The following is a 16,773-nucleotide window of genomic DNA, read 5'->3' as shown; positions in this document are numbered from 1 at the left end:
GCCATATTAAAACTAGACAAAGGCGTAAATTCTGAACCTCTCATCACCACACTACATCCAGCAGCCAAGGCAGCCGCAACAGCTCTTGCAGGATTATAAGCAGGGAAATTCCAAGCAGTTATCACACCAATAACTCCTAATGGTTGATAAATAACCATAGAGCGTTTGTCGATTCTGCTGGACGGAATCACACGGCCGTAACTGCGTTTTCCTTCTTCGGCGTACCATTCAAAAAGATTGGCTGAAACTTGCCATTCTCCACGAGATTCAAGCATTGGTTTTCCTGTTTCCAACGAAGTTTCTTTGGCGAAAGCCTCAGCATTGGCACGCATATAATCGGCGGCTTTTTTTAGGATTTCTGCTCTAAAATAAGGTGTTGTATTTTTCCAAGTTTTGAAAGAAGCTTCGGCAGCAGCAATCGCTTTTTTACAATCGTCGGCATTTCCGATAGGAACTTTATCTAAAATTTCTTCGGTTGAAGGGCTTTGCAAATCCCAAGTTGCGCCATCAATTGCGTCACACCATTCTCCGTTTATATATTGTTTTCTCATTTGAGTATTTCTTTAATAGTTTCTTCCAAAATTGTCAAGCCTTTTTCCAAGATTTCGTCTTCGATAAACAATGGACTTAAAATTCTAATACAGTTCCCATAACTTCCTGAAGTGATTACAATCAATCCTTTTGAAAGACATTTATCCACAATTGCTTTTGTTGAAACTCCATCAGGAATTCCTGTTGTTGGATTGAAAAATTCAATTGCCATCATCGCTCCTAAACCACGAACATCAGTAATGTTTTTTGGATATTTTGCCTTTAATTGGTTGAATCTATCCCGAACAATCGTACCCACTTTTTCACCGGCGGCATTGATATTGTTTTTTTGCATATAATTAATGCTTGCCAACGAAGCCACACAACTCAGCGGTCCACCAAGGTAAGTACCTCCAATAAGTCCGGGTTTTATGGCATCCATAATTTCTGCTTTACCAATAACGCAACCAATCGGCATTCCGCCACCCATAGATTTTGCCCAAGTGGACAAATCCGGAGTTACTCCATAATGCTCATAAGCTGCCCATTTTCCGGTACGACCGAAACCGGATTGCACCTCATCAAAAATCAAGAAAATATTATTTTCGGTACAAAATTTACGCAAATACTGCACGTATTTTTTAGACGCAACCGTAAAACCACCTTCACCTTGAACCAATTCCATTATGATTGCTGCCGTTTGTGTAGCCGAAACCGTTGACGAAAAAGTTTTTTGCAACTTCATAATCATCAAATCATCGAATTCATCCTGAGACATTCTGGCGTTCATACTGGGTTTGTAATACGGATATTCCAAACGATATACTTCGGGGGCATAAGGCCCAGCGCCTTCTTTGTATTTCACGTTTGATGTCAAAGTCATTGCCATCATTGTACGCCCGTGAAACGAACCATCATAGCAAATAATCCCTGATTTTCCAGTTACGGCACGAGCAATTTTGATCGCATTTTCAACAGACTCAGCACCTGATAATGTTAACATTGCTTTTGTCGATTCCCCGTGAGGAAGTATTTCGCACAATTTCTCCGTTAAATCCAGATATTGCTCATAAACAGAAACGTTGAACGAAGCGTGGATAAATTTATCGGCTTGATTTTTTATGGCTTCAATAATTTCGGGCACACCATGTCCTGCATTATTTACACCAATTCCTCCTGCAAAATCAATTAATTCATTGCCATCGGCGTCAGTGATTATGGCTCCTTTGGCGGATTGAATACTGGATGGATTAAAAATTCCTAAAGCATTTGGCACGCTTTTTTTTCTTCTTTCGTAAAGTTTATCTGTATTATTCATTTTGCTTGCTTGATAATTTTGCTAATTCTAAGTCGGGTTGGGCAAATTTGTAAATCTTCATATACATATTGGTTTTGGTATCAAAAACACCTTCCAAAGTATGAATTTTTTCGCCCAATAATTCATTAAGGTGTCCCATATCTCGGCACATCACATTGGCTTCAATATCATAATCTCCCGAAACTGATGCTAAAAAACTAATTTCAGGCAGCTTTGTTAAAGCTTCAAAAATTGGAGTCATAAATGTTTTTGGTTTAACCGAAATTAAAACACTGGCATAGGCATTAAATCCAATTTTATTGGGGTCAATTCTTCCTATAATTTTCAAAGTTCCATCTTCGACCAAATTGATAAAACGGTGTCGAATCGTACTCACAGCCACATTAATTTCTTTCGAAATTTCGGTAAATGACATTCTGCCGTCTTTTTGAAGCAGCTTCAATATCTGGTAATCTAATTCGTCGTCGAGTGCGCTCATTTTTTAAGGTTTTAGTTTTGGGTTTTGGGTTTTGGCTATTATTACTATTACCTAGAACCTACTTCCCAATACCTAATTTATATTTTAATTCTCCGTTTATCCAGGTTTCACTGGATTCAACGACGGAAACATTTCCTAATTCAAATGGATTCTTATCCAAAACAATAAAATCGGCAAATTTCCCTTTGGAAAGACTTCCTTTGATATGTTCTAAATTATCGGCAATGGCACTTCCTAGTGTGTAAGCTTTTAATGCTTGGTGGAAAGTAATTTTTTGACTTTTGCCAATGACAAAACCATCCGCTGCTTTTCGCGTCACCGCTGTTTCCATATTGACCCAAGGATTTATTTCTTTCACCACAGGACCATCTGTTGATAAAGCCAAATTTATTCCGTTGTCCAAAACGGTTTTACAAGGATAAACCACATCCAATAATTCATCTGGCAATGTACTTTTGAAATTATTTGCCAATTCGTAGATGAAAATCGGCTGCATTGCGGCAGTCATATTCATCGTCTGGAAATCTTTTATATTTTCATTAGATAAAAATCCAACGTGTTCTATTCTGTGTTTTAAAGTATTGTCGATTTTGAATAAATCACGATACACTTTCAAAGTCAAGTCGACCGCCTGATGTCCAATGGCATGTGTTGCCAACGAAAATCCTTTATCAACCGCTTCTTTAGCAGTTTCATAGAATTTATCGTAATCCAATCTCAAAACACCTTTGTAACCATCAGTATTTTTGTATGGAACATTCAAGGCTGCTGTTGCAGAACTCAAGCCTCCATCAGAAAAAAACTTCACGGTTTTTATTTGCAAAAATTCGGATTCATATATTTCTGGTAAAACTTGAATTTCGTCACTTCCGTCAGGAATTCTGAGCGGAAAAACATTCATTCTAACTTTCAGCAATCCTTCCTTATCCAATCGAATATAAGCATCCAAAAGTTCTTCATTTGCAGCAGGATCTGTAGCGCTGGTAATTCCAAGACTTAACAAGTAATTATGCGCTTCGAGAATCATATTTTTGTATTCGTCGAAAGTAAAAGCGGGAATGTTATTCATAATCAATCCCAGCGCTCTTTCAGTAAAAATACCTTGTAAACTTCCATCTGTATTTTTGCGAATTTCTCCACCAAAAGGTTCTTGGGTAGTTTGATCAACTTTGGAAATTTCAATGGCTTTTGAATTGGCAATACCTATGTGAGCGCAAGTTCTTATTACAAAAACTGGTCTGTCGGAAATCACTTCATCCAAATCTTCTTTAGTAGGCAATCGTTTTTCTTCGAGCACCATTTCGTTGATTCCGCGAGCCATAATCCAATTAGTATTTAGATTTTTCTCTGCGAAATCTTTTAATTTTTCTTTGAATTCTATTATAGATTTTATTCCTCTCACATCGAGCATATAAGTGCGAAGATGACCGATTTTCCATACGTGAATGTGAGCATCATTAAGACCCGGAACAATAGTTTTACCTTGATAGTTTACTTCTTTATAAAAAGAAAAGAATTTATCTCGTAATTCGTTTTCTGTTCCAATGGCTTCGATTTTTCCCAAATTATTAATTACCATAGCATCTGCTTTTGGAAAAGCATCATCCATAGTAATAATATTGGCATTATGTAATAACTTAAAAGTCATTTAGATGATTATTTAATTATTCGATAACTATTTTCAACAATGGTTTGTAGGTATCTACTCTTCTATCTCTATGAAATTGAAGTAAATCTGAAGCTTCTTTACAAATAGAAAAATCAATATCTGCGTACACTATTTCTTCATCCGTTCCCCCTTTTGACATAATTTTACCATACGGATTACTAATAAAACTGGATCCGTAAAAAGTCATTTCCGAATTTTTTCCTTGTTCGGTTCCTACTCTATTTACTGCGGCAATATAAACTGAATTACAAATTCCGTGCGAGCTGATTACTTTTTCCCAAGCTTTGGCTGTACTTATATCAGGTCGATCTGGTTCTGTACCAATGGCCGAAGGATAGAAAATTAATTGTGCGCCTTGTAAAGCAAATATTCTAGCTACTTCTGGAAACCATTCGTCCCAACAAATTCCAACTGCAATTTTCCCGAATTTAGTTTCAAAAATATTATAACCTGTATTGCCCGGAGTGAAATAATATTTTTCTAAATATTGAGGCCCTTCAGGAATATGGTTTTTTCTATATTTCCCTAAATAAGTTCCGTCAGCATCATAAACAACAACGCTATTGAAATAAATTCCAGGTTTTACAAACTCATACATTGGAACTATGGTTACAATTCCAAGCTCTTTTGATAATGCGCCAAAACGATCAGAGGTTTTTCCGGGAAGTATTTCGGCATAATCATAATAAGCTACATCAACATCCTGACCAATATATAAAGTATTAAACAATTCTTGCAAGCATACTATTTTAGCTCCATTTTGAGCGGCTTCTTTTACTTTTAAGATTGCATTTTGAATATTCTGTTCTACATTTTCGACACAAGCCGATTGTATTAATGCTATTTTAAATGTACTGTTCATAAAAATTATTTCGCTATTAGCGGCTTTTGCTGTGTATTACAATGAATTCCTCCACCACCAATATTGATAGCCCGTGGATCGAAAGTTATTATTTTTCGGTCAGGAAATGCTTTTTGTAAAATATCAGCTGCTTTTTTGTCTAAAACTTTCCAAGATTCTGGTGCTCCCGGTTTCCAAAATTTTTGAGCAATCACCACTTTATTTGAAATTAAAAAATTCAAATAACTTGAAGCTAATATTACTTTTATAGGTTTGTCCTTTGGAATTGGATTTTGTTTAATAATACTATCATTGGTAGCTAAATAATCATAAACTCCATCGCCTGGACTTAATGTTTCGATAATTCCTGGAGCCGATGGCATTGCGATTAATTCAAACGAATTTCCATCTTGATCTTTTGCGCTTTTCAAAACCTTCAAATTAGCATCCATTCTGCGTTTATTTTCAGCAGCAATTGGATCTTTTTTGGATTCACCTTCGGAAATTTCAGTGTATAATATTTTGGTTGCAGATGCAAAACGAGTATGTTCATCGATGTGTCCTCCTGTTGTAATTACGGTATAAATTTCTTTAATTCCTTTTTCATTTGGCAATTTAGATTTAAAGGTTAAATCGTCGTCATATCTCCCATAAGGCAACCAAATAACATTAGTAACCCCTAATAATCGCTTGTATTCAGCTTCCATTTGAGGTTTTGTCATTTTTGGGTTTCTTTGTTTTTCTACCACTTCAACCGCCATCATAGTTCCTTTTCCGTTAAATTCTCTATTTCCGCCTTCGCTTATCATTGAAGAAGAATTAATTTTCAACTTTGATTCTTTGGCTACATTTTCATCAATTTTCTCTTCCGCAAGTGAATATTCTGAATCTAAAGCTTCATAACCCCAACCATTAAAAGCGAAATCAGCAACTTCAAGTTGGTTTGATTTATTTACAACAAAAATAGGTCCCATATCTCTCCACCAAACATCATCGTGAGCAATTTTATGAAAACGAACTTTGTCGGCTGGCACTTTGTATTTTGCCATTAGCTCTTTAATTCTTTCTATTTGTTCGTCATAAACATATTCCTTTTCTGGATTATCTGGATTCACAGCTATGTCCAAATACAAATTTGGTGCAAGAGCAGCCCATATTTGCACGTGTAACTCTTCTACAGACCATCCTGCTTTATTTTCATAAGTGGGCCAACCCATCCATACAGATTCTTGAGGTTCAAATTCAGCTGGAAATCTGACATCAGTAGTTGCAACTGATTCTAAATCTGTTTTAGTTTCATCAACTTTACTTTCTTTTTTGCATGAAAAAAGAAAAACAGTAACAACTGAAACAAATCCATATTTTAAAAATCTAGTATTCAAAACATTTAATTTCATCTATCATTGGGTTTATTATAAATTAATACTTTGAAGTGATTTTCTTTCAGATAAAACTTCTGCAACTGCTTGTTCAATTACGTCCATACCTTCGTTCAATTGGTCGTCAGTGATTACAATTGGAGGCAAAAAGCGGATACAGTTGGTGTATAAACCAGCACGAATCAAAATCAAACCATTAGAAACACATTTTTTGATTACTGCCATCGCAAAATCCATATCGGGTTCTTTGGTTTTTCTGTCTTTTACAAATTCTACTACAAGCATCGCCCCCAATCCTCGGATGTCACCAATGATTGAAAATTTATCTTTCATAGCAGTCAAACGACTCGTAATGATGTTTCCAACATGAGTTGCTTTTGCTAAAAATTCTGGAGTATTAATTTGTTTTACAGTTTCGTGCGCTGCAACAACTGCTAATGGACTTCCAGAATAGGTTCCTCCCACTCCGCCTAAATGTGGTGCATCCATAATTTCAGCTTTACCTGTGGTGGCGCTTATTGGCATTCCTGAACCTATAGATTTTGCCATTGTTACAATATCTGGAATTACGCCAGAATGTTCGATAGCAAGAAATTTTCCTGTTCTTCCTGCTCCTGATTGAACCTCATCCGCGATAAAAACGATGCCGTGTTGGTCGCAAACTTGTCTGATTTTTTCAAGAAAACGTTTTGGAACCGGAATAAATCCACCTTCGCCTTGAACTGGCTCAATGATAATTGCTGCCACTGCAGATGGATCAACATGAGAAATTAGATTTTGGTCAAACCGTTCGATGCAATAATCGATGTATTGGTCATCGGTCATAGAGTCTGGTTTTCTATATAAATTTGGAGACAGAAAACGATAAATATCAGGTGCAAAAGTGCCAAAACCTCTTTTGAATAAACCGTATTTACTGGTCAAACTCAAAGTAAGCATAGTACGTCCGTGATACGCGCCTTCAAAACAGATAATAGCAGGTCTTTTTGTAAAATATTTAGCTGTAGAAATAGCATTTTCTACTGCCTCGGAACCGGAGCACGCTAATAAAGTTTTCTTCGGAAAATCGCCGGGAGTTATAGCGTTTAGCATTTCGGCAAATTCGATGTACGGTTCGAAAGTAGTTACCAATGCTCCTGTATGAATGTATTTATCCATTTGATTTTTGATGGCATTGACAACAGCTTCTGGTCTATGACCTAAATTCACCATTCCGATTCCACCAGCAAAATCAATTAATTGATTGCCATCAACATCCCATACCAAAGCTCCTTCTGCTTTCTCTACAACCACTTCGGTAGATTTTCCTAAACCCGCTGGCAAAGCGGCCATTCTTCTTGCTAAAATTAATGCGCTTTTTGGACCAGGAATTTCTGATACTTTTTTAATGTGTGTTCCCATTTTTTTTTATTCTATTTTTTGTGACAAAAGTCAATTAGTATTATTTAAAAATTGTTTGCTTGCAAATATTTGTTTAAGCTAAAATCTATATCGACCGGACGGTACATCAATATACTTCCATAGCCACATTCGGGATCGTTAATATAATTGTATAATGGTCTAATCCATCGGAAACCTGCTTTTCTTTGGGGTGTAATAGTAGGATCTGTAAACTTGTTAATTTCCAAAGCGTAACAATACTCTTCAATGGTCATTTTATCCTTAAACCTACCATAACCAATGGTCATTCCAGCTATTATTTGCCCTTTCAATTTCAATTTTTTACAAACTTCATTTCTAGCATTATACATTTCTGTTGAGAGACCCAAACCACGGTACTCAAGCAAAACACCCATATCAATTCCGTACATCCAATCGCCATCTTCTACTTGAACATTGGTAATCCATAAATTATCTGTTTCTTCCAGAAAAGTGCTATCGTGTTTAGGGAAGTTGCATCGGAAAGTACTGGCAGAGGCAACAATTTTGCCGTCTTCTTCCATAACAATTTGTCCCTCTGGAAAAACCTTAATATGATTGGCGAAATGTTGTCTGGTCATTATTTCAGATTTATCCAAAGTAGGATAACATCTCGATTGAACGTACTCCATCTGAATGGCATCTTCTGGAGTGGCCGTTCTCACAATGAATCTGTTCTCTAAGATTTCTTTATGAATCATTTTTTCAATTATAAGATAAACCCAGCTATAAGATAAACTATAGATGAAGCTACAAAAATTATCATTTGATATGGAAATTGAGAAATTCCATGTTTCATCATATCTACTTTACAAGATTGCGCTGTAAGTACTCTATTGTCAGAGAAAAAACAAGCGGCTGCTCCCCAAACTGTTCCCGATGCCAATGCTCCTTGTGTTAACCAGAAGTCTGCATGAACTTGAGTTGACAAAATAGCAGTTGTAGGAACAAGAATTGCATATATTCCCCAGTTTGAACCAGTCGCCCAACAAATCCAAGCTACTAATGCAAAAACTATAAATGGCAGTGTAGCATTGTTTAACCAACTAATTCCTTCTAGGTGTGAAGCAACAAACTCATTAAATCCTAATGCATTTTGAACGTCTTTTAATAAATAAGTAAAGCCTAAAACTGCCAATACAAAGGTTATTGTTTCCAATCCTTTTACAAAATTATCTGAGATTTTGTGGAAATCAACAATTTTAAAGAGTAAGAAATACAAATACACAAATACACAAGCTGTTGCTATACCTCTTAATGCATCAATGCTACCAAAAATATAATCCATAGAAAAGGTAAACTCACTTCCCCAATAGTCAAAATCCCAAGGATAAGGAAAAATGGTACACCAAATCAATATTAACAAAGGCATAATAAAATACAACACCTTACCTTCTTTTTTATCCTTTTTAACTACTTTTTCTTTTTTAACCTCTATAACTACAGCCGCTTCGGCATCTTTTATCCCTTTAAGTTCTGGAAAAAATTCGTAAACAACCAAAGCTCCAAGAATTAAAGAAATCCAAGCTGAAAAATTATAAGGAATAGTATGCATAAAGGCTTCAATAGGGCTTGTAATGGCATGCCCAGCACTATCCAGAACACCGCCTTCGATTGCGGTAATTTGGGAGCCATAAAAAATAGTCCAAGTAGAAATAGGAAAAATAATAGTCAATGGTACGCAAACAAAACTCAAAACTAAAGCTAATTTATCTCTAGAAACACCAAATTTATCGGTAATAGGTCTCATTGTATTTCCTACTGATAATGCGCTGAAATAATCGTCCAAGAAAAAGAAAAAACTCAACCAATACGTCATTAATAAAGATTGTTTTTTGGTTTTTACGTGGTTTTCAGAATATTTCCCTACTGCTTTAATTCCTCCAGATGCAACCACCATTTGCACAAATGCACCATATAAAATACACACTAATATTACCCAAATTAATCCTTGATCATGAGCATCTCGAGAGATAGATGAAAATAAACCGTCAAACATGTTTAAAGGAAAAATCATTCCTTCGCCTTCTGGAAAATATTCTTTAGAACCTCCTTGTCCTGCCAAAAGAACAAATCCTATTGCACAACCTATAATTAGAGGTTCTAATGCTTTTCTGGTAATAATTGCTATTCCTAATACCGTAAATGCAGGAACTAAAACGTGCCAATTAATAAAATAACAAAGAGCTGCCAAAAATAATAAGGCGACTCCAATAATTGTTGAGACAGATTTCATTGATTTCATTTGGTTTTGGTTTTGGTTAATAAATAATAATAATAGATTTAATTTGGTTAATTTTAAACTCTAATTTTTGTATGACTTTACAAAATTGAATGTTGTAAATAAATTAACAAGAGTATCAATTTTTTGTAAATCTAACAATAATTTTAATACATACAAAAATATTTATTGATTTTTTAGTGTTTTTTGTATATTTTAAAAATCTTAAAATAGATATTTATGTCATTAAACCAAGTACAAAACTTTCCATTAGGTTGTTTGATGATTTCAGATAAAATAGCGGCTAAATTTGACTACACAGCACTGATGATTGGATTGACTTACAATGCGCAACCATAATCTTTAGCTGCATCATTAGCCGTAATCAACATTTACGAAAGTGACAAATTGATAGAGATCACAAGAAAAATGAGTGGGAATCTTGAATCTAAAATTGAGGAAACGAGTAGTAAACATCCAAGTATGTGAACTTTCTGAAACACAGGACTTCTGGGTTGTTTGGATATTTTAAAAAATAAATCTACGAGAGAATTGATTGCTCCATACAATGCTCTTGGAGATGATTTGAAAGTGACCAATCATATTGCATACAAAGTAAGAAAATTGGGATTATATAACTTTGTGCGTTGGAGTTATATTTTTATTGCTCCGCCTTTGTGCTTCAAAGAAAAGGACTAAGACGAAGGATTGGTAATACTACTTGAAGCTTTGAAAATTACCGATGAACATTTAGTACAATAAACAAAGTTTTTTATTTGACTGATAATTTTAACTTTTTTGAAAAATTAAGTTAATAAGTTCATATATTTTTTCTTTGTCTAATGGTTTTGAAACATAGGCAGTAAAACCTAATTGCATAATTTTTTCAAAATCTTCAACAGAAGTATAGGCAGTTTGTGCTATCACTGGCATTTTAGGGTTAAAAGAATTTATTATTTTAAAAGCTTCAAAACCATTTAAAATAGGCATTTTAATATCCATAAATACTAAATTAATAGCTGAGTTTTCTTTGCACATATCTACTGCTTCTTGACCATTTACAGCTCGCAAAACTTTATATTTTTTTAATTCTAAGATTCTCTTAAGCAACAAGAAATTAATATTATCATCTTCAGCGACCAAAATTGTTTCAAAATTAGGCTTAATTATAAGATTCAATGTATCCATTTGATGGGGAACTAGAGTAGAATTATCATAAACTAATGGAATTGTAAATCTGAATTCAGATCCAACTCTAATTTGTGAATGTACTGTAATTGTTCCACCAAGCATTTCTATATAAGCCTTTGATATAGCCAAACCAAGACCTAAACCGCTTAATTCTATCGAAAATTCATCTTCTATTCTCCTGAATCGATCAAATATTACTTTTAAATTTTCTTCGTCAATACCTAATCCTGTATCCTTTACGGTAAATTCTATAGTGTTATCTTTTTCATTAATTTGGTAACCAAAAGTAATTTGCCCCTTTTCTGTATATTTAATAGCATTAGAAATTAAATTGACGATTACTTGTTTTAGTTTAATCTCATCGGTTAGGATATTTTTTTTAATACTTTCTTTATTTTCAATAAAAAATAACTCCAGTTCTTTTCCGTTTGGAATTGTAACTTTGATTGTATTGTACAGTTCTTTCACACAAGCATCTAGATCAATTCCTTTATAATTTGGCATAATTTGTTTAGAATCTATCTTAGACATTGCTATTAAATCTTCGATTATTGAAACTAAATTAATTCCACAATTCTTTATTATTCTTAAATATTCTTCCTTTAAATTTTCATTTAAATTGGGTTCATTTAACAAATCACTAAATCCAACAATAGCATTCATTGGAGTCCGAATTTCATGTGACAAATTAGCTAAAAAAGAAGATTTAAGTTTGTCACTTTCCTCGGCTTTTTCCTTAGAAAGCTCTAACTGTTTCCTCTGAGAATTGTTCTCTTCAAATAAATTACCTATATAACGAAACTCTCCAGGTTGGTTTTTCAAAACAGCGATTGACTTTTCATTTCCTGTTTCTAAAATATCAGTGATCGTTTTCAGCGGTTTATAAATCCATTTTCTAGAAAAATATAAATAGAAAAAAAAGTTTACTAAAGAGGCTAATATCAACACAGCTAGAATTTCTTTTGTGTTCTTAAAATTCAAATTAAAAGATCTTTCAAAAACTAAATTTGCCACATCAGCTTGGTTATGATCCTTTAATTTTAATATAGCGTCGAGCGCATCTGACCCTGAATCAATAGTACTGTCTAGCGTCACTAATTTTATGTCTGAATTACTAATATCACTAAGATTTTTAAAATATTTCTGATCCAAAAGGCGAGCCATAAAAAAATAACCAGAAGGTTTTGTTTTATTTTTTTTAGGGTCATTTGAGGGATGTATAGTAGCTCCAAAAACTTCGACAACCCCTTCTGGAATTTTTAAATAAAACTGCATCAACTTCGATTGATACAAATTAGGCATTACTTCTTTTGGGATGAAATCAATGGTCTTTATTTTAGCATTAGCTGTTCTTTTAATAAACTGGCCTTTAACAGCATAAACACAAAGGTAATCAACTTCATAGGTTTCAAATTCTTGAGCTATGAATGTATCGTACCACTTGTTGTTTTTTGATTTAGTAAAATTATTTAAGCCATCCCAAAATGTGACATCAATAATGGTGGATATATCTTTTTTTGAATGAAGCTGAAGTATTGAAGATACTTCCTTATAATACTGTTGCTGACTAGTTTCGTGTAATTTATTTTCTTGTTTAGTAGTATAAATATATAAGGCAATATATAACAAAAAAAATAAAATACTGGTACCAAGAATCAATATTAATAATCTGTAGTAAGTATTGAAATAACGAAACTTTTTCATAAAATCAGGGGAAATTCTTAAAAAATTAAATTCGCACTAAAGATAAATTAATTTAATATTCTAGTTGCTACAATATAGTAAATTATAGTGTTAAATTTTAACAAAGAACTTCTTAAATCTAGGATGCTGAAAAATTTATCGTATTAGCCTCTATAAACAGAAATTAGTTGATAGATAAAAGACATAGTAATCTTTTGCCAAATGATGCCTTATTTTGATGATGTAAAATGATTAGAGTGTACCTCTTCGACGAAAAAAACCTATATTGAAGTTCGCTAAATACTTAATTTATGATTTTTTCTCTAGGTCAAATTTCAAATCAATTTCGACAGTATCAGCAATTTTACTTTTAACTACAGAAGGTATTTTAATATTGTAATCTATGGGTTTAACCATAAATTTGCAAGTAGCAATTAGTTTTGTGCCAGATTGAACAAAGGTGATTTTAGTTTTCACTTTTTTGGTGACTCCATGTACAGTTAAATCACCTTCTACATCATAAGTCGATTTTACTGATGCTACTTTAGAAGCATCAAAATTAGTAACTTTCCCCTTAAAAGTTGCTTTTGGATATTGATCACTTTCGATGTAATTTTCATTAAAATGCTCTTCCATTAGAGGAACTTTGAATCTAAATCCTTTTATCAAAGCTAAAACAGCAATATCACCTGTTGCAGCATCAAAAAGACAAGAAACGGTATTATTCTTTGCTGCAACTTCCTCAAAAGCAGGCATTGAGGCTTCAAATTTAATTTCACCAGAACGAGTTATCATCTTTTGAGAAAACAATGCTGACGATACAATCAAACATACAAGTAACGTTATTTTCTTTATCATAACAATTCAATATTAATTAGGATATCCGTTTGCAGCCCATTTCTTGATGGTGTTAATATTTGCCTGAGGCATTCTTCCCGATTGTGGCATGACCGAACCACAAGATTGATCATCAATTCTACAAATCATACTTCCAGTCTCTGCAGCTTCTCTAACTTCTAGATACGTTTCCATAGTAGGATACTGCGCTCCAGCAGTGCTATGACAAGATAAACAATTGTTATCAATAATGGCTTTAACGTTCGCTTTGTAAGTTGGATTAGCTACTTTCCCCGAAATCTCATCGTAAGTTGCTGAATCACACGAAAACCATACATAAGATGTTACCGCCAGAATAATACTAATTTTTAATGTTTTCATATTTAAAATACTCGGTATAAGTTAAACCCAAAATAAATTCCTTTTCCGTCTGTAATTCCATTCGCATTTGTAAAATAAGTAATATCGTTCATCGCTTGGCTATTCGAAAAAACCAATTGAAATATATGTCCACCAGTTTCTACATCCATACCAATTGTTGCTGGATTGTGATATAAACTGGTTTCTCTTGCGTTCAATCTAGCAGCATACTCTACATTAATACTAATTCTTTTTGACACTTTGTATCTTCCTCCTAAAGCCAAAAGAAAATTATCTTTTTCTTCAAACATAGGTTCGTACAAATTTTTGTGAATATAAATTGGATTGAATTCCATCGAAAAAGAATTGGAAAATTTTCTAGAGATTGGCAATTGCGTACTAAAAGCAAATCGATTAGATGCTTTTAATAGCGGAAATTCATCCTCACTTAACTGCGAATTAATATCCATAGTATTATAGCCTACAATTGTAACAGGAAAACCATTTACTTCCTGATTAGCAAACTTGTATTTTGCCGTTAACTCATAATTTTTATTCAAGGTATGGCGTGAAAAACCAACAGTTAACCATTCAGTTGCGCCATAAAGACCTCCAATTTTACTATTAGCATTATCAAACCCAAAAAAGTTATCAAATCCTTCTGTTAAATCTCCAAATCGGTGCGCTACTAAAAAATACCATTCCCCTTTAGAAGCCAACTTGGTTGATTGCATGGTACAAACTTGTAATCCTTTGAAAGCTGCAGTTGCAATTTCCTTTTTTTTAACACTGTCTGAATCTAATTCCTTAAATAAATCATCTTGAGCATTAGTAAAACCAAAACAAAAGAGGAAAAACAATGAGAAAGAAATTTTAGATATATTCATTTTTGATTCTATTTTACGATTAAACATTGATCTAATTTTAATTCTTCTAAAAGGTCATCATAACCCGTAACTCTCCCTTTTATTTTTACTTTACTATTTAGAGCTACTTTTTCTGAGACTAGTAATTGACAAGAAACTTTTTCGTCTAACATAATTACATTGTCAGTGACACTAGTAACTTTTCCCGAAATTTCAACTGCCTTATTGATGTATTTGGCATTTGCCTTTTCAGAGTTGGCAGAAAACTCGCCAAAAACATCGACTGCCGATACAGTAAACTCCGATTTTTCTTTTTCTAAATCACGTGCTCCTCCAGTCATTACATAATTGTAAGATAGAAAACCTACAATTAGTACAACAATCAATACTATCAAAACTATTTTTAGTTTCTTACCCACGGTAAAAAAATGAGATTAAAATTAAATATATGCTATGAATAATAGATTTTAAATTTCTAATTAAAGATAACTTTTTTCCACGATTTTTCAGAATCGTTTTGCAATTCTAAAAAATAAACTCCGGATTGAATTCCGTTTACCTCAACTTTCACTTCTCTAGAATCCGCTGCAACGATAATTGTTTTAACCAAACCACCAGTTTGATTGTATACATTTACTCTAGATAGATTGGTTTTTGTTTTGATATAAAATTCTCCCGATGAAGGATTTGGATATATCGAACTTGCATTTAATGAGAAATCCTGTACACTTAAAACATCGGTGAAAGTACCCGTCGCAAATCCAACAAGATGGTTGCTACTTAGGCTATTACTAGCTGCATTTGACCGTGTCCAAGACAGACGAATAGAACTTGTAGACGCATAAGGCATTTGAAGGTCATTAGCGCCATCGGAAGTTGTTAGATTTCGCTCTAAAGTTAAGGTCCTTATACCTGAGGCTATACTATTGCTCATTGTAGTCCAATCTTGAGTATCATTTATTGGAGCTTGAAATCCTACAAAATTTCTATCGGTTAATGAAGTACTGTATACCAGCGCATCTCCGGCGGACATATTAAAACCACTAGAAATACCCAAACCCAATCCAAACCATCTGTCAGAAGGACCTTTTAAAACTAAAGTTACTTTAGAAGTAGCATTATTCAGCGTAAAATTAGCAGTCATGTTAGCATTTAAATTAATAACTCCTGTAGTCTTTGATTGAGAAAATCCCAAAAACGACAAAAAACAAAATAATAAAATAGTAATTTTTTTCATAGTAATTTATTTTAGCAAGTTTATAATTTCTTCATTATTGGAAAAAACAGCATATTCGAAAGCTGTTTTATTTTGTTTGCATTTTAGTGTTGAATTTGCGCCAGAGTTTACTAACTTTTTGACCATTTGAACATTCTCTAATTGAACTGCATACATTAAAGCTGTTACGCCATTACTATCGGCCAAATCAAGATTTGTATTTTTTTTCAACAATTCGTCAACCAATAAAGACTCATTTTTCACCACACAAGCCATTAAAGCGGTTCCATTTTTAGACACATAATTCAAATCAGCTCCGTTGTCAATCAAGAACTGCGCAACTTCGTGATTTCCTCTATAACATGCTAAAATAAGCATACTCGATCCATTGTCGTCAATAGCATTTACAATGCTTTTATCCTTGTCAAAGAGCAATTTTATATCCGATATCTTTCCTTTACGAGCGATATCGAAGCTATTGCTATTCTGAGCAAAAGTTACAATGGTTGTAAAGAAGAAAAGTATTAAGTATTTAATTTTCAATTTGATTCGTTTTGATAGTGCAATTTATAAAAAAATTAAGAATATGCTAAGTAACAATTGTTAATTTATTATTGATTTTTTATCATTATTGTCCGATAAAAAAGAAGCCAAATTAATGGCTTCTTTCAAAGAATCGTATTTTTGTATTGCAAAACATAAATTACGATGGACAAAAATAGCTATTTTTCGACAAAATCTGTTTTCGGACAGTTGATTTCTTT

General features: G+C 33.5%; 17 protein-coding genes. 1 reads left to right on the top strand and 16 read right to left on the bottom strand.

The window, feature by feature from the left end; translation table 11 throughout:
* The 9 genes from RMO83_RS03860 to RMO83_RS03820 form a co-directional block, all read right to left on the bottom strand.
* A partial coding sequence (locus RMO83_RS03860; RefSeq protein WP_310558359.1) for an aldehyde dehydrogenase family protein occupies positions 1 to 551 on the bottom strand: 551 nt, incomplete at its 3' end.
* Positions 548 to 1,849 carry an aminotransferase class III-fold pyridoxal phosphate-dependent enzyme gene (locus RMO83_RS03855; protein WP_310558358.1) on the bottom strand — a complete coding sequence of 434 codons (1,302 nt, stop codon included), beginning with the start codon at positions 1,847 to 1,849 and terminating at the stop codon, positions 548 to 550. The genes RMO83_RS03860 and RMO83_RS03855, both read right to left, overlap by 4 nt.
* Complete coding sequence (locus RMO83_RS03850; protein WP_310558357.1) at positions 1,842 to 2,327, bottom strand: Lrp/AsnC family transcriptional regulator; 486 nt, start codon at positions 2,325 to 2,327, stop codon at positions 1,842 to 1,844. The genes RMO83_RS03855 and RMO83_RS03850 overlap by 8 nt, the downstream gene beginning before the upstream one ends.
* 58 nt (positions 2,328 to 2,385) lie before the next feature.
* On the bottom strand, positions 2,386 to 3,975 hold the full coding sequence (locus RMO83_RS03845) for an amidohydrolase (RefSeq protein WP_310558356.1): 1,590 nt from the start codon (positions 3,973 to 3,975) through the stop codon (positions 2,386 to 2,388).
* Positions 3,976 to 3,991: 16 nt separating this feature from the next.
* The gene (locus tag RMO83_RS03840; RefSeq protein WP_310558355.1) at positions 3,992 to 4,858 is read right to left on the bottom strand and encodes a carbon-nitrogen hydrolase; all 867 of its coding nucleotides are present in this window, start codon (positions 4,856 to 4,858) and stop codon (positions 3,992 to 3,994) included.
* A gap of 5 nt (positions 4,859 to 4,863) precedes the next feature.
* The gene (locus RMO83_RS03835) at positions 4,864 to 6,234 is read right to left on the bottom strand and encodes an agmatine deiminase family protein (protein ID WP_310558354.1); all 1,371 of its coding nucleotides are present in this window, start codon (positions 6,232 to 6,234) and stop codon (positions 4,864 to 4,866) included.
* A 15-nt stretch (positions 6,235 to 6,249) separates the two neighbouring features.
* Positions 6,250 to 7,617: an aspartate aminotransferase family protein gene (locus RMO83_RS03830; RefSeq protein WP_310558353.1), complete on the bottom strand. Its 1,368-nt coding sequence runs from the start codon at positions 7,615 to 7,617 to the stop codon at positions 6,250 to 6,252.
* 44 nt (positions 7,618 to 7,661) lie between these two features.
* Positions 7,662 to 8,336 (bottom strand): GNAT family N-acetyltransferase, encoded by a 675-nt coding sequence (locus RMO83_RS03825; protein WP_310558352.1) that lies wholly within the window; start codon positions 8,334 to 8,336, stop codon positions 7,662 to 7,664.
* Positions 8,337 to 8,344: 8 nt separating this feature from the next.
* Positions 8,345 to 9,880: a Na+/H+ antiporter NhaC family protein gene (locus tag RMO83_RS03820; RefSeq protein ID WP_310558351.1), complete on the bottom strand. Its 1,536-nt coding sequence runs from the start codon at positions 9,878 to 9,880 to the stop codon at positions 8,345 to 8,347.
* 495 nt (positions 9,881 to 10,375) lie between these two features.
* Between RMO83_RS03820 and RMO83_RS03815 the strand changes: the two genes are divergently transcribed.
* Positions 10,376 to 10,555: a hypothetical protein gene (locus RMO83_RS03815; RefSeq protein WP_310558350.1), complete on the top strand. Its 180-nt coding sequence runs from the start codon at positions 10,376 to 10,378 to the stop codon at positions 10,553 to 10,555.
* A 90-nt stretch (positions 10,556 to 10,645) separates the two neighbouring features.
* Here RMO83_RS03815 and RMO83_RS03810 read toward each other — a convergent pair whose 3' ends face one another.
* The 7 genes from RMO83_RS03810 to RMO83_RS03780 all read right to left on the bottom strand — a co-directional run bounded on the left by RMO83_RS03810 (position 10,646) and on the right by RMO83_RS03780 (position 16,552).
* Entirely contained in the window at positions 10,646 to 12,706 is a 2,061-nt protein-coding gene (locus RMO83_RS03810; protein WP_310558349.1) for an ATP-binding protein, read from the bottom strand.
* 333 nt (positions 12,707 to 13,039) lie between these two features.
* Complete coding sequence (locus tag RMO83_RS03805; RefSeq protein WP_310558348.1) at positions 13,040 to 13,588, bottom strand: YceI family protein; 549 nt, start codon at positions 13,586 to 13,588, stop codon at positions 13,040 to 13,042.
* 12 nt (positions 13,589 to 13,600) lie between these two features.
* Positions 13,601 to 13,948, bottom strand: a complete 348-nt coding sequence (locus tag RMO83_RS03800; RefSeq protein ID WP_310558347.1) for a hypothetical protein — start codon at positions 13,946 to 13,948, stop codon at positions 13,601 to 13,603.
* Between the two features lie 2 nt (positions 13,949 to 13,950).
* Positions 13,951 to 14,814: a DUF5777 family beta-barrel protein gene (locus RMO83_RS03795; protein ID WP_310558346.1), complete on the bottom strand. Its 864-nt coding sequence runs from the start codon at positions 14,812 to 14,814 to the stop codon at positions 13,951 to 13,953.
* A gap of 8 nt (positions 14,815 to 14,822) precedes the next feature.
* Positions 14,823 to 15,188 (bottom strand): OB-fold protein, encoded by a 366-nt coding sequence (locus RMO83_RS03790; protein ID WP_310558345.1) that lies wholly within the window; start codon positions 15,186 to 15,188, stop codon positions 14,823 to 14,825.
* Positions 15,189 to 15,268: 80 nt separating this feature from the next.
* A complete protein-coding gene (locus tag RMO83_RS03785) occupies positions 15,269 to 16,030 on the bottom strand; it encodes a T9SS type A sorting domain-containing protein (protein WP_310558344.1) in 762 nt (253 codons plus the stop codon).
* Between the two features lie 6 nt (positions 16,031 to 16,036).
* Positions 16,037 to 16,552 (bottom strand): ankyrin repeat domain-containing protein, encoded by a 516-nt coding sequence (locus RMO83_RS03780; RefSeq protein WP_310558343.1) that lies wholly within the window; start codon positions 16,550 to 16,552, stop codon positions 16,037 to 16,039.
* Positions 16,553 to 16,773 lie beyond the last annotated feature (221 nt).

The sequence above is a fragment of the Flavobacterium sp. genome (assembly GCF_031423415.1).
GTDB lineage: Bacteria > Bacteroidota > Bacteroidia > Flavobacteriales > Flavobacteriaceae > Flavobacterium.
Note: the sequence above shows the minus strand (reverse complement) of the source record. Positions and strands in the feature narration are given on the sequence as shown.